The sequence below is a fragment of the Pannonibacter indicus genome (genome assembly GCF_001418225.1).
In the GTDB taxonomy this organism is placed as follows: Bacteria; Pseudomonadota; Alphaproteobacteria; order Rhizobiales; family Stappiaceae; genus Pannonibacter; species Pannonibacter indicus.
Genome location: NZ_LIPT01000011.1, coordinates 36,673 through 48,741, shown reverse-complemented (window position 1 = coordinate 48,741; position 12,069 = coordinate 36,673). Strand labels below are relative to the sequence as shown.

The 12,069-nt window shown below is 63.8% G+C and carries 12 protein-coding genes; 11 read left to right on the top strand and 1 reads right to left on the bottom strand.

Features of this window, described 5'->3' with window-relative positions; all coding sequences use genetic code 11:
* Positions 1–49 precede the first annotated feature (49 nt).
* The 3 genes from ASC48_RS14660 (at position 50) to ASC48_RS14650 (ending at position 2,662) form a co-directional block, all read left to right on the top strand.
* Positions 50–754, top strand: coding sequence for a GntR family transcriptional regulator (locus ASC48_RS14660; RefSeq protein ID WP_055456478.1), 705 nt, complete (start codon positions 50–52; stop codon positions 752–754).
* 11 nt (positions 755–765) lie between these two features.
* On the top strand, positions 766–1,875 hold the full coding sequence (locus ASC48_RS14655) for a Gfo/Idh/MocA family protein (protein ID WP_141658973.1): 1,110 nt from the start codon (positions 766–768) through the stop codon (positions 1,873–1,875).
* A gap of 352 nt (positions 1,876–2,227) precedes the next feature.
* Entirely contained in the window at positions 2,228–2,662 is a 435-nt protein-coding gene (locus ASC48_RS14650) for an RbsD/FucU family protein (RefSeq protein WP_055456476.1), read from the top strand.
* Between the two features lie 13 nt (positions 2,663–2,675).
* Here ASC48_RS14650 and ASC48_RS14645 read toward each other — a convergent pair whose 3' ends face one another.
* On the bottom strand, positions 2,676–3,440 hold the full coding sequence (locus tag ASC48_RS14645; protein WP_055456475.1) for an IclR family transcriptional regulator: 765 nt from the start codon (positions 3,438–3,440) through the stop codon (positions 2,676–2,678).
* Positions 3,441–3,623: 183 nt separating this feature from the next.
* Between ASC48_RS14645 and ASC48_RS14640 the strand changes: the two genes are divergently transcribed.
* From ASC48_RS14640 to ASC48_RS14605, 8 genes are all read left to right on the top strand, one after another.
* Positions 3,624–4,361, top strand: a complete 738-nt coding sequence (locus ASC48_RS14640; protein WP_055456474.1) for an SDR family oxidoreductase — start codon at positions 3,624–3,626, stop codon at positions 4,359–4,361.
* Between the two features lie 55 nt (positions 4,362–4,416).
* Positions 4,417–5,277, top strand: a complete 861-nt coding sequence (locus ASC48_RS14635) for an amidohydrolase family protein (protein ID WP_055456473.1) — start codon at positions 4,417–4,419, stop codon at positions 5,275–5,277.
* A complete protein-coding gene (locus ASC48_RS14630; protein ID WP_055456472.1) occupies positions 5,274–6,794 on the top strand; it encodes a sugar ABC transporter ATP-binding protein in 1,521 nt (506 codons plus the stop codon). Before ASC48_RS14635 ends, ASC48_RS14630 begins: the two co-directional genes overlap by 4 nt.
* Complete coding sequence (locus ASC48_RS14625) at positions 6,791–7,798, top strand: ABC transporter permease (protein ID WP_055456471.1); 1,008 nt, start codon at positions 6,791–6,793, stop codon at positions 7,796–7,798. The genes ASC48_RS14630 and ASC48_RS14625 overlap by 4 nt, the downstream gene beginning before the upstream one ends.
* Positions 7,799–7,863: 65 nt before the next feature.
* A complete protein-coding gene (locus ASC48_RS14620) occupies positions 7,864–8,808 on the top strand; it encodes an ABC transporter substrate-binding protein (protein WP_055456541.1) in 945 nt (314 codons plus the stop codon).
* Between the two features lie 131 nt (positions 8,809–8,939).
* The gene (locus ASC48_RS14615) at positions 8,940–9,794 is read left to right on the top strand and encodes a fumarylacetoacetate hydrolase family protein (RefSeq protein ID WP_055456470.1); all 855 of its coding nucleotides are present in this window, start codon (positions 8,940–8,942) and stop codon (positions 9,792–9,794) included.
* Entirely contained in the window at positions 9,791–11,068 is a 1,278-nt protein-coding gene (locus ASC48_RS14610) for an L-fuconate dehydratase (RefSeq protein WP_055456469.1), read from the top strand. The genes ASC48_RS14615 and ASC48_RS14610 overlap by 4 nt, the downstream gene beginning before the upstream one ends.
* Positions 11,068–11,847, top strand: a complete 780-nt coding sequence (locus ASC48_RS14605; RefSeq protein ID WP_055456468.1) for an L-fucose dehydrogenase — start codon at positions 11,068–11,070, stop codon at positions 11,845–11,847. Before ASC48_RS14610 ends, ASC48_RS14605 begins: the two co-directional genes overlap by 1 nt.
* Positions 11,848–12,069: the final 222 nt, after the last annotated feature.

Genomic DNA, 12,069 nt, shown 5'->3' with positions numbered 1-12,069 from the left:
TTTTCTTCGGGCCGTCCCTTCGGGCGCCTGATCCCATGGCCAGAACACGATGATACAGAGCAAGGGCAGCCTTCCGGTCTACATGCAGATCGCCGAATTGCTGGTGCGCGATATTGCTGCCGGACGGCTGATCGACGGCATGCGCCTGCCGCCGGAACGGGACATGGCGGCGGAGATGGGCATTGCTGTCGGAACCCTGCGCAAGGCCTTGGCAGAGTTACAGAATCGCGGGCTGCTGGAGCGCGTTCAGGGCTCGGGGAACTACATCCGGGCGGTGAGTGACCCGAAGAGTCTCTACGCCATGTTCCGGCTGGAACTGATCAAGGGCGGCGGCCTGCCGACCGCGGAGGTTCTGTCCGTCACCCGGCTGGCCAAGCCGGATTACCTGCCGCCTTTCGGGCAGGGCAGTGAAGGGCACCGCATCCGCCGTCTGCGCCGTCTTTCGGGGCAGATTGCGGCTGTCGAAGAGATCTGGCTCGACGGCTCCTATGTGCAGCATGTGACGGCAGAAGAGCTGTCGGAGTCGCTCTATCTTTTCTACCGCACCCGGCTCGGCCTGTGGATCGTCAAGGCCGAGGATCAGGTGGGGCTGGATCATGTGCCGGACTGGGCGCCGGCCAATTTCGGCCACGCGCCGGGTGCGCCGGTGCCGCACATCCTTCGCATCAGTCATGGACAGGACGGGCAGCGGGCGGAGGTCTCCCGCACCTGGTTCGATCATAACGTGGCGCGCTACGTGGCGCGTCTGAAATAGGGGGAAATACCTTGAGCCTGACGTATGGAATCATCGGCTGCGGCATGATGGGGCAGGAGCATCTGCGCAACATTGCCCTGCTGGAGGGGGCGTCTGTTGCAGCAATCTACGAGCCCGATGCAGACATGCGCGCCCGTGCCGCCGCAGCCGTGCCCGGCGCCCGGATGGTGGACTCGGTCGCCGATCTTCTGGAGGTGCAGCAGATCAACTGCCTTCTGATCGCCAGTCCCAATTTCCTGCATCTCAGCCAGCTCGAGGAAATCGCCTCCCTGCGGCCACTGCCGGTGATCGTGGAAAAGCCGCTGTTCACCGCCCCGGAAGATGCCCCGCGCCTTGCCGCCCTGCGCGCTGCCTATCCCGCGCCCATCTGGGTAGCGATGGAATACCGCTACATGCCCCCGGTCGCAAAGATGATCGAGGAAGCGGACAAGGTGACCGGCGGCATCCGCATGCTGACGATCCGCGAGCACCGCTTTCCGTTCCTCGAAAAGGTCGGCGACTGGAACCGCTTCAACCGCAACACCGGCGGCACGCTGGTGGAAAAATGCTGCCACTTCTTCGATCTCATGCGGCACATCCTGAAATCCGATCCGGTGCGGGTGATGGCCTCCGGCGGGCAGGCGGTGAACCATCTGGACGAGGTCTATGCGGGCGAGCGGTCCGACATCTGGGACCATGCGTATGTGATCGTCGATTTCGCCTCCGGTGCCCGGGCCATGCTGGAGCTTTGCATGTTCGCGGAAGGCTCGCGCTATCAGGAGGAGATTTCCGCTGTCGGGCCGAAGGGCAAGATCGAATGCCTCGTTCCGGGTCCGGGCCGCTTCTGGCCGGAGCATCTGGGCGAACCGCCGGTGCCGCAGGTCATCGTCTCGCCCCGCCAGCCGCAGGGGCCGGTGGTGCTGGAAGTGCCCGTCGATCCGCAGCTGCTGGATGCCGGCGACCACAACGGCTCCACCTTCTACCAGCACCAGCGTTTCCAGAGGGCCGTCACCGCCGGTGCGCCGGTGGAAGTGGCGCTGAATGACGGCTGGTGGGCCGTCGCCATGGGCCTCGCCGCCCAGCAATCCGCCATGACCGGCAAGGCCGTGGACATTGCAGGCCTCGCCTACACGCCGGGGTGAGCGGGTGTGCGGTGGTTTGTTTCTGAAAAGGAGGCGATCCTGCGCTGCCCGGTAGGAAGACACACACACCGCGCCGTCCCCGCCCTGTGCGGGGACCTGTGAGGGATGCAGGGCCGCTGCTTTTCTGGGGCAAATGCCGAGCGGAAGCCTTGCCCAATTCAGCAAGGATGATGGCAGCCCGGCAGACTCCGGTGCGAGGCCGGGGCGGCGCGGAGTGGACTGAAGGCCTAGCAGTTCCTCTTGCTGTCTTGCACCGCGTCCCCGTTGACCTCATCCCGCATCCCGCTAATCTGCCGCGCGCCCGCGCAGCTGCATAGAGATTCCAATTCTGCGGGCAGGGAGGATTTCCGTCATGCTCAAGGGCATTCATCCGCTCATCAGCCCGGAACTGCTGATGGTTCTGGCCGCCATGGGGCATGGCGACGAGATTGCCGTCGTCGATGCCAATTTTCCGGCCGAATCGACCGCCCGCCACACGGTGCATGGGGTGCCGCTGCGCATGGATTGCCCTGCGGTGAAAGCGGTGGAGGCCATTCTCACCCTGCTGCCGGTGGATACCTTCGATGGCGATCCGGTTTTCACCATGCAGGTGGTGGGTGATGCTGCGGCCATTCCGCCGGTCGTGGCCGAGGCCAAGCCCCTGTTCGACGCGGAAAAAGCGTCCATGGCCTCGCTGGAGCGCTATGATTTCTACGCCCGTGCCAAGGAATGTTATGCGGTGGTCCTCACCACCGAACTGCGCGCCTATGGCAACTTCATCATCCGCAAGGGCGTGATCTTCGGGTGATGTGAAGTGAGGATCAGGCGAGGGAGAGTTCCCCCGCCAGACCCTTCAGCCGGTCCAGAACCTCGCTGATGCTGGCGCAAGGGTCGCTGGCGGGGCGGCCGAGGTAGGGGCAGGTGAGGACGGCAATGGCGTCGCCGTCCGGGGCCAGCACGGGCACGGAAATATCCTGCACGCCGAGAAGCTGGCCGCTTTCGGCAATGCGGTAACCGGCCGCCCGCACCCGTTCGAGTTCCTCTTCCACCTCATGCAGACGGGCGGTCTGGGTGCTGCTGCCCCAGGTGGCCAGCGTTTCGGCACGCCGCTCCGGGTTCTGGAAGGCAAGCAGGGCGATGCCTGAGCCGGTGTCCAGAAGATCCAGCCTTGCGCCGATGCGCACCCGGAATTCCCAGCTGTCCATCGGGCTTGCCTGCGCCACCACAACGGCAGCGGCGCGTTCCGGCACGGCGAGATGGCAGGACTGGCGGCTGTCGCGGGCGAACAGATCCAGCTTCGGCGTCGCCTGTGCCACCAGGCGGCGCACCGGCGGGTGCCGGTTTGCCAGAACGAACAGCTTCATCGACAGGGCGTAGCGGTCGCCGCCAAAGGAGCGCACTACATAGTCGCGCGCTACCAGCCGCTCCAGCATGCGGTAGATTTCCGAGGGGCTGCGGCCCATGGCCTTGACGATTTCCGCCCGCGTCATGCCGGTGGACTGCTCCGACAGCAATTCGAGAATATCGAGCCCCTTGTCCAGCGCAGGGGCGCGGTAGCGCTCAGAGCCAGTCTCCGTGTCGCTCATCTTTCAGTCCTCCCGGTCCTGCGCAGTATCTGACGCAGGGATATTCTGTTCTCTTGATCTACAGTCTTGCATATCAGTTCATTTGTGAATAGGGTGTTCGTATATGAACGGCCGCCACAAAGAGCGGCTGGTGGAGGAAAAAACCGGCGGCCGTCAGGCGGGCCGGGATCTGGGAGGACTGCGATGCGCCTTGCAGGCAAGACTATTCTCGTGACGGCTGCCGGTCAGGGCATGGGCCGCGCTTCGGCTCTGGCATTGGCGGCAGAAGGCGCACGGGTGATTGCCACGGACCGTGATGCCTCTCTGCTAGGCGGCCTCGCCGGCCTTGAAACGCTGAAGCTGGATGTGACGGACCGGGCCGCCATTGATGCGCTGGCGCGGGACGTTGGGCCGCTGGATGGTCTGTTCAACTGCGCAGGCATTGTGCACAACGGCACGGTACTCGACATCACTGACGAGGACTGGGAACAGGCACTGGCGGTCAATGTAACCTCCATGATGCGCATGATCCGGGCTTTCCTGCCGGGGATGCTGGAACGGGCCGGCAAGACCGGCTCTGCATCCATCCTCAACATGGCTTCGATGGCCTCTTCCATCAAGGGATTTGTCAACCGCACCGCCTATGGCACCACCAAGGCGGCGGTGATCGGCCTGACCAAGGCCGTGGCGGCCGATTATGTGAAGCAGGGCATCCGCTGCAACGCCCTGTGCCCCGGCACGGTGGATACGCCCTCGCTGCGGGGCCGCATCGCCTCTGCTGCTGATCCGGTTCAGGCGGAGAAGGACTTCATTGCCCGCCAGCCCATGGGGCGTCTGGCGACCGTGGACGATATCACGCCGCTGGTGCTTTATCTTCTGAGCGACGAAAGCCGCTTCATGACCGGCCAGGCCGTTCTGGTGGACGGCGGCGTCACGATCTGAGCCTTGCGGGCCGGTCGAGGCCCGCAGCCATCACACGCGGACGGGAGGCCGCCGGATGGAACGAATTGATGCTCATTGCCATTTCTGGCGCCCGGCGCGCGGAGACTATGGCTGGCTGGAGGAGGGCGGTCCCGCTCTTGACCCGCTGCGCCGTGACTTCCTGCCTGCCGATCTCGCCAGCCTCAACGGCAACCGCCGCGTTGTCGTGGTGCAGGCCGCGCCCTCCGAGGCGGAAACCCTGTTCCTGCTGGAGCTTGCCAAAGACGCGCCGCAGATCGCCGGCGTCGTCGGCTGGGTGGATCTGACCGATCCGCTGGCGGAAGACCGGCTTGCGCGCATGGCGGCGGACAAGCGTCTCAAGGGCATCCGCCCGATGCTGCAGGATATTGCCGATCCGGACTGGATCCTCACCGCGCCCGAGGCCTGCGTGATCGCTGCCATGGTGCGCCTTGGCCTGCGCTTCGATGCGCTGGTGAAGGAACCGCAGCTTGCCGCCATCACCCGCTTCGCCGCCGCCTGCCCGGACCTGCCGCTGGTGATCGACCATGCCGCCAAGCCGGCGGTGGCGGAAGGCCTGAGCGCCCACTGGAAGCACCACATGAAGGCGCTGGCGGCGGACACGCGCATCGTCTGCAAGCTGTCCGGCCTGCTGACCGAAATCCGCCCGTCCTGCCCGCAGGATGTGCAGGCTGCCACCGCCCTGTTGCAGCCGGTGATGGATCATCTGCTTGAGTGGTTCGGTCCTGAGCGGCTGATGTGGGGATCGGACTGGCCGGTGCTGACGCTGGCGGGTTCGCACGGCTTCTGGGAAGAGGTGACGGAGCGGCTGACCGGCGGCCTTTCGGCTGATGACCGAGCGGCACTTTTGGGCGGCACCGCCATCCGCTTCTACGGTCTGGAGGAGGCTGGCGCATGAAGACCCTCGTGGAAATGCAGCGTATCGACAAGCGCTTTCCAGGTGTCCATGCGCTGAAAGGCGTGAGCTTCGGCCTTCAGGAAGGTGAGGTTCACGCATTGATGGGCGAGAATGGCGCAGGCAAATCGACCCTCATGAAGATCCTCTCCGGCGTCTATCAGCCGGATTCGGGCCGCATTCTGGTCGAGGGCCGGGAAGTGACCTTGCCCAGCCCGCGCGCGGCGCAGGATCAGGGCATCGGCATCATCCATCAGGAACTCGCCCTGATGAAGGATCTGACGGTCGCGCAGAACATCTTCATCGGCCGTGAGCCGCGCCTGTCCTTCGGCCGCGTCGATGATGCAAAGATGATCCGCGATGCCGAGGCGCTGTTCCGTGTCCTCAACATCAACATCGATCCGCGCCGCAAGGTGGAGGGCCTCTCCATCGCCCGCCAGCAGATGGTGGAAATCGCCAAGGCCCTGTCGGCGCGCTCGCGCGTGCTGATCATGGACGAGCCGACGGCGGCGCTCACCGACAGCGAGATCAACGAGCTTTTTGCCATGATCGCCCGGCTGAAGGCCGATGGCGTGGGTATCGTCTACATCAGCCACAAGATGGACGAGATCCGCCGCATTTCCGACCGGGTGACCGTGATGCGTGACGGCGAATATGTCGGCACGGTGGGGGCGAAGGAAACACCGATCTCGCAGATCATCTCGATGATGGTCGGGCGCACGCTGAGCGATGAGGTGGTCTCGATCCCTGATCTGTCCGGCGCAGAAGTTGCCCTTGAAGTGAAGGGCCTGAACCGGGGGCGCGAAATCCGCGATGTCAGCTTCTCGCTGAAGAAGGGCGAAGTGCTTGGCTTTGCCGGTCTCATGGGCGCCGGGCGCACGGAAGTCGCCCGGGCCATCTTCGGAGCCGATCCTCGGGACAGCGGCGAGATCACCGTGCATGGCCGCAAGATGGAGATCCGCTCGCCGGTGGACGCGGTGCGGGCCGGGATCGGCTATCTGTCGGAGGACCGCAAGCACTTCGGCCTTGCCCTTGGCATGGACGTGGCCGACAACGTGGCGCTGGCCAGCATGCACCGCTTCACCGGCGGTCTCGGGCAGGTCAGGGATGAAGCCATGCGCAAGACGGCACGGGATTTCATCAGGAGCCTCGGCATCCGCACCCCGTCCGAGCGGCAGGAAGTGCGGCTTCTGTCCGGCGGCAACCAGCAGAAGGTTGTCATTGCCAAATGGCTGTTGCGCAACTGCGATATTCTCATATTCGATGAGCCGACGCGCGGTATCGACATTGGCGCCAAGTCGGAAATCTACAAGCTGCTGGCGGACCTTGCTGCGGAGGGCAAGGCCATCATCGTTATCAGCTCGGAACTGCCGGAGATCCTGCGTGTGTCACACCGCATCGCCGTCATGTGCGAAGGCCGGCTGACCGGCACGCTGCCCGGCGGGGCCGGCACCACCCAGGAAGACATCATGCACCTTGCCACAGCCCGGCAAGCCACGCGTCAGGAGGAACCCGCGTGACAGCACAAGACAAGTCCAAGGCCGCAACGGGTGCAAGCTTCGTGCAGCAATCTGCATCAGCCCAGCAGAAGCTTCTGGCTTTTGCCAGTCTGATCATCCTTGTTATCGGCTTCAGCCTTGCCTCACCGAATTTCTTTCAGGTGAGCAACATCATGGCCATCCTGCAGGCCACCTCCGTCAACGGTGTGCTGGCCGTGGCGGCGACGATTATCATCCTGACGGGCGGCATCGACCTGTCCATCGGCACCTTGATGACCTTCTGTGCCGTCGTCGCCGGTGTGGTGCTGACATGGGGCGGCATGCCGCTGCCGCTTGGCATCCTTGCAGCCATCGGCACGGGCGCGCTCTGCGGTCTCGCTTCGGGCACCTTTGTGGCGCAGATGAAGATCCCGCCCTTCATTGCCACTCTGGGCATGATGCTGATGCTCAAGGGCCTGTCGCTGATCATCACCGGTGCCCGCCCGATCTATTTCAATGATACGCCGGGCTATACCGACATTTCGCAGGGCTCGCTGATCGGCATGGTCTTTCCGGCGCTGCCTATCCCCAATGGCGTGCTTGTGCTTTTTGTTGTGGCGGGGGGCATGGCCTGGGTGCTTTCACGCACCGTTCTCGGCCGCTACACCTATGCGCTCGGCTCCAATGAGGAAGCGGTGCGCCTGTCCGGCGTCAACACCCGTGCCTGGAAGATGGCCGTCTATGCGCTGGCCGGCGGCATCTGCGGCATCGCGGGCATTCTCATTTCCTCGCGTCTCAACTCGGCCCAGCCGGCCCTTGGCCTTGGTTACGAGCTGGACGCCATTGCGGCCGTCGTCATCGGCGGCACGTCGCTGGCCGGAGGTAGAGGCACGGTGCTTGGCACGCTGATCGGCGCGCTGATCATGGCCGTGCTCACCAATGGCTTGCGCATTCTTTCGGTCGCGCCCGAGTGGCAGACCGTTGTGACCGGCGGGATCATCATCCTTGCCGTCTATGCCGATCAACTGCGGAGGGAGCGCAGCTGAGGTCAGGAAAGAAGAGGGCGCAAATGCCCCGGTATCTTTGAAACCTTGAAAGTGGAGGAATGGAAATGATTACACGCCGTATGCTGCTGGGCACGCTCAGTGCCGCCGTTCTCGTTGCCTCGGCTTCCATGCCGATGGCACAGGAGAAGATGTATATCCCGCTGATTTCCAAGGGCTTCCAGCATCAGTTCTGGCAGGCCGTGAAGGCAGGCGCCGACAAGGCGGCCGCCGAGTTCAACGTGGAAGTGACCTTCGAAGGCCCGGATAACGAGACCATGGTCGACCGGCAGATCGATATGCTTTCCGCAGCCCTTGCCAAGAAGCCTTCTGCAATCGGCTTTGCCGCGCTGGACAGCCAGGCCGCCATTCCGCTGCTGAAGCAGGCGGAAGGAGCCGGTATCCCGGTTATTGCCTTCGACAGCGGCGTGGACAGTTCCATCCCGGTTGCAACGGCTGCCACCGACAACAAGGCTGCAGCCGCACTGGCGGCCGAGAAGATGGCCGAACTGATCGGCGATGAAGGCGACGTGGCGCTGGTGGTGCATGACCAGACCAGCCGCACCGGCATTGACCGCCGCGACGGCTTTGTCGAGTGGATGGCCATGAACAAGCCGAAGATCCAGATCGTTGCCATCGAATACGGCGGTGGCGACCAGCTCAAGTCCACCGAAATCACCAAGGCCATCCTGCAGGGCAACCCGAACCTGAAGGGTATCTTCGGTGCCAATGAAGGCTCAGCCATCGGGGTCGTCAACGGCGCGCGCGAGATGGGCCGTCAGGTGGTCATCATCGGTTATGACTCGGGCGCTGCCCAGAAGCAGGCGATCCGCGACGGCCTGATGGCCGGTGCCATCACCCAGAACCCGGTCGGCATCGGCTATGAAACCGTCAAGGCCGCTGTTGCCGCTGCAAAGGGTGAGCCGGTGGTGCCGAACATCGACACCGGCTTCTACTACTACGACAAGTCGAACATCGACGCGCCGGAAATTGCTGCCGTTCTCTACGACTGATCTCAAGGCGCCGGGATGCTTGTGCATCACGTCCTGGAAGTCCCAAGCGCTGCACGGGCTTGAGGAAATCCAGCTTTGACTTCCGGGGCCGGGCAGACTGCCCGGTCCCTTTCATACCCACGGAGATTGACATGAAGTTGCTGCGTTACGGCCCCAATGGCCAGGAAAAGCCGGGCCTTCTCGACAAGGACGGAAAGGTGCGTGATCTGTCCGGCGTCATTGATGACGTTGCCGGCAGCCACCTGACGCCGGAAGGCCTTGCGCGTCTTGCCGCCATTGATCCGGCGTCCCTGCCGGTGGTGCCGGGCACACCGCAGCAGGACCTGCGCCTTGGCGCCTGCGTTGGCCGCGTTGGCAAGTTCATCTGCATCGGTCTCAACTACGCCGACCATGCCGCTGAAACCGGGGCCGACATCCCGAAAGAGCCTGTCGTCTTCAACAAGTGGACTTCGGCCATTTCCGGTCCGGATGATGACATCGAAATCCCGCGCGGTTCGCAGAAGACCGACTGGGAAGTGGAGCTGGGCATCGTCATCGGCAAGGGCGGCAAGTACATCGAGGAAAAGGACGCGCTGGACCACGTGGCCGGCTATTGCGTCGTCAACGATGTCTCCGAACGTGAATTCCAGATCGAGCGTGGCGGCACCTGGGACAAGGGCAAGGGCTGCGACACCTTCGGCCCGATCGGCCCCTGGCTGGTGACCCGCGACGAGATCGCCGATACGGGCAACCTGCACATGTGGCTGGAAGTCGACGGCAAGCGCTATCAGGACGGCTCCACCGCGACGATGATCTTCGGCGTGGCCCATATCGTTTCCTACCTCAGCCGCTTCATGTCGCTGCAGCCGGGCGATGTCATCTCCACCGGCACGCCTCCGGGCGTTGGCCTCGGCCAGAAGCCGCCGGTGTTCCTCAAGGGCGGTGAGACCATCCGCCTCGGCATCGCGGGTCTCGGCGAGCAGACCCAGAAGGTGGTGCGGGCATGACCAGAATCACCGGTCTGCGCACGGCGGACCTGCGTTTCCCCACGAGCCAGCATCTCGATGGTTCGGATGCGATGAACCCGGATCCGGACTACTCGGCAGCCTATGTGGTGCTGGAGACCGATGGCCCTCACGAGGGCCACGGTCTGACCTTCACCATCGGGCGCGGCAATGAGATTTGCGTTGCCGCCATCGAGGCCCTGCGTCCGCTGGTCGTGGGGCTCGATATGGCCTGGGTTGCCGAAGACATGGGCCGCTTCTGGCGGCACATCACCTCCGACAGCCAGCTGCGCTGGATTGGCCCCGACAAGGGCGCCATCCATCTGGCAACCGGCGCCGCCGTCAATGCGGTCTGGGACCTGTGGGCCAAGATCGAGGGCAAGCCGGTCTGGGCGCTCGTCGCTGACATGAGCCCGGAAGAGCTGGTGCGCTGCATCGACTTCCGCTACCTGACAGATTGCATCACACAGGAATGGGCGCTGGAGTTCCTGACGAAACAGGCGGAAGGCAAGGCGGAGCGGCGGGCCAAGCTCGAAGCCACCGGTTATCCCTGCTACACCACCTCGGCTGGCTGGCTCGGCTACGGCGACGACAAGCTGCGGCGACTGTGCCGTGAGGCGGTCGATGCCGGTTTCCGCCACATCAAGATGAAGGTGGGCCGCGATCTGGCCGACGACATCCGCCGTCTGACGATTGCCCGCGAAACGGTCGGCCCGGACATCAACCTGATGATCGACGCCAATCAGGTGTGGGAGGTCGATCAGGCGATTGACTGGGTGAAGCAGCTTGCCTTTGCCCGTCCATGGTTCATCGAGGAGCCGACCAGCCCGGACGATATCGAAGGCCACCGCAAGATCCGCGAAGCGGTCGCCCCCATTCAGGTGGCCACCGGCGAGATGTGCCAGAACCGTATCATCTTCAAGCAGCTGATCATGCGCGGCGCCATCGACGTGGTGCAGATCGACAGTTGCCGCCTTGGCGGCGTCAACGAGATCCTCGCCGTGATGCTGATGGCGGCCAAGTACGGCCTCAAGGTCTGCCCGCATGCGGGCGGTGTGGGGCTCTGCGAATATGTGCAGCATCTGTCGATGATCGACTATCTGTGCATTGCAGGCACCTATGAGGGCCGGGTGATCGAATATGTGGATCACCTGCATGAGCACTTCGTCGAGCCCTGCCTCATCCGTGATGCAGCCTACATGCCGCCGCAGCTTCCGGGCTTCTCCATCGAGATGAAACCGGCCTCCATCGCGGCCTACCGGTTCGGAGCAAACTGATGGATCTGGGGCTCAAGGGCAAGGTCATCATCGTCACGGGCGGCGCTTCGGGCATCGGGGCTGCCGTCACCGAAATTCTCGCCGAGGAGGGGGCCATTCCGGTCATCGCCACGCGGCGGGAACCGGAGGCGGCGTTCATGGCGCGGATCACTGCCCTGTCGCCTGAAGCCTCCTTCATTCAGGCGGAACTGTCGCGAGATGAGGATTGCGCGGCGGTGATCTCCACCTGCCGGGCGCGCTATGGCCGCATCGACGGGCTGGTCAACAATGCCGGCGCCAATGACAGCGTCGGCCTTGATGCCGGACCGGAAGCCTTCCGCGCTTCGCTCGACCGCAATCTGGTGCATTACTACGCGCTGATGCATCATGCCCTGGCTGACCTGAAGGCCTCGAAAGGGGCCGTGGTCAATGTCTCGTCCAAAACGGCGGTGACGGGGCAGGGGAATACCTCGGCCTATGTGGCGGCCAAGGCGGCGCAGCTGGGCCTGACGCGGGAATGGGCTGCGGAGCTTGCCAAGGACGGGGTGCGGGTCAATGCCGTGCTGCCGGCCGAGGTGATGACACCGCTCTACGAAAACTGGCTCAAGTCCTTCCCGGATCCGGAGGCGCGGCTTGCGGAAATCGAGGCGCGCATTCCCTTCGGGGCGCGCATGACGACACCCCGGGAGCTTGCCGACACAGTGGTCTTCCTGCTGTCTGCCCGCTCGTCCCACACGACGGGCCAGTGGGTCTTTCCCGACGGCGGCTACACCCACCTCGACCGCGCCCTGCGCGGGTGAGGGGGCTGGAGCGTTGAAAGAAAGAAGCCGGGAACTGGGATCAGTTTCCGGCTTTTTCATTTCGTGAAACTGCGAAAGCGTTGTTGAGCTGATTATTTTTACGAAAACAACCAATTTCGTCATGGCATGACGAAGGTGGAGAGACTTTGCGGCGGTGGAACGTCTTTACGAAGATGGATAGTCTTTCGCAATCCCGGCGCCGAGCGCTCGCATATCCTCGCC

Excerpts from the sequence above, each read along its gene's own strand:
- ASC48_RS14660 (WP_055456478.1), top strand. The coding sequence starts at position 50 with ATGATACAGAGCAAGGGCAGCCTTCCGGTCTACATGCAGATCGCCGAA.
- ASC48_RS14650 (WP_055456476.1), top strand. The coding sequence starts at position 2,228 with ATGCTCAAGGGCATTCATCCGCTCATCAGCCCGGAACTGCTGATGGTT.
- ASC48_RS14645 (WP_055456475.1), bottom strand. The coding sequence starts at position 3,440 with ATGAGCGACACGGAGACTGGCTCTGAGCGCTACCGCGCCCCTGCGCTG.
- ASC48_RS14640 (WP_055456474.1), top strand. The coding sequence starts at position 3,624 with ATGCGCCTTGCAGGCAAGACTATTCTCGTGACGGCTGCCGGTCAGGGC.
- ASC48_RS14635 (WP_055456473.1), top strand. The coding sequence starts at position 4,417 with ATGGAACGAATTGATGCTCATTGCCATTTCTGGCGCCCGGCGCGCGGA.
- ASC48_RS14630 (WP_055456472.1), top strand. The coding sequence starts at position 5,274 with ATGAAGACCCTCGTGGAAATGCAGCGTATCGACAAGCGCTTTCCAGGT.
- ASC48_RS14620 (WP_055456541.1), top strand. The coding sequence starts at position 7,864 with ATGATTACACGCCGTATGCTGCTGGGCACGCTCAGTGCCGCCGTTCTC.
- ASC48_RS14615 (WP_055456470.1), top strand. The coding sequence starts at position 8,940 with ATGAAGTTGCTGCGTTACGGCCCCAATGGCCAGGAAAAGCCGGGCCTT.
- ASC48_RS14610 (WP_055456469.1), top strand. The coding sequence starts at position 9,791 with ATGACCAGAATCACCGGTCTGCGCACGGCGGACCTGCGTTTCCCCACG.
- ASC48_RS14605 (WP_055456468.1), top strand. The coding sequence starts at position 11,068 with ATGGATCTGGGGCTCAAGGGCAAGGTCATCATCGTCACGGGCGGCGCT.